This is a genomic window from Helicobacter pylori SA213A, from assembly GCF_000476275.1.
GTDB classification, from domain to species: Bacteria; Campylobacterota; Campylobacteria; order Campylobacterales; family Helicobacteraceae; genus Helicobacter; species Helicobacter pylori_CL.
Map to the genome: position 1 here is coordinate 1 of NZ_CBOM010000058.1, position 944 is coordinate 944.

Below are 944 nucleotides of genomic sequence, written 5' to 3' on the forward strand. Positions count from 1 at the left end.
ACCTATATCACCTACCATAACAACACTAATAAGGTTAATCTAGGGAAATTGAGCGAAAGGGAAGCCAATCTTTTATTCGCTATTTTTCAAAGGCTTAAAGATCAAGGGAATACCCTCATTCGTTTTGAACCGCAAGATTTAAAGCGAATGTTGGGCATTAAAATATCCTATGATAATCTTACAAGAACCGCTAGAAGCATGTGGAATAAAATAAAAACCGCTGATTTTTGGGAAGTTAGAGACATTATAGTGAATGGTAGAGAATGCGTTTCTGAAAAAAATTACATGCTTTTTCAAGTTTGTGAAATCGTAAGCGATAAAGAAACAAGAGAATTTTTGTATATGGATATTCAGCTCAACACAGGTTATAACTATCTGCTCAACAATCTAGGCATGGGCGGTCAATACACTTCCTTTAAGCTTTTAGAATTCCAAAGAGTGAGGGGCAAATACGCTAAAACGCTCTATCGCTTGCTCAAGCAATACAAAAGCACAGGGATTTTGAGCGTGGAATGGTCTCAATTCAGGGAACTTTTAGACATTCCAAAAGACTATGATATGACAAATATTGATAAATTTGTCTTAAAAATCGCTCTCAAAGAACTCAGAAAAATCTATCCTTTTGAACACTTGAGCTACAAGAAAGAACGCCGAAGCCATGACAAGCGCAAGGTAACCCACATTGACTTTTATTTTGAGCAATTGCCTGAAGGCGAAAATAAGAAACAAAAACAAGCCGACAAGCAACGCGCTCAAAGAGACATCAAGCTTGTGGCATGGGATATTCACAACCAAATCGCTAAAAGAAACGCAAAAGCCACTATAGAAGCTAGGTTTCTTGAATTGAAAACCTTAATCGGCTATCAGTTCAGACACAACAATGGGACTATTTTGCAAATTAAAGACGCCACTTTTGAAAAGAATCAAATGTTTTTGCATGTTTT

General features: G+C 36.7%; 1 protein-coding gene. It reads left to right on the forward strand.

Features of this window, described 5'->3' with window-relative positions; translation table 11 throughout:
* The coding region (locus QT74_RS07870) for a replication initiation protein (protein WP_033765925.1) at positions 1-944 on the forward strand (944 nt) is incomplete at both ends.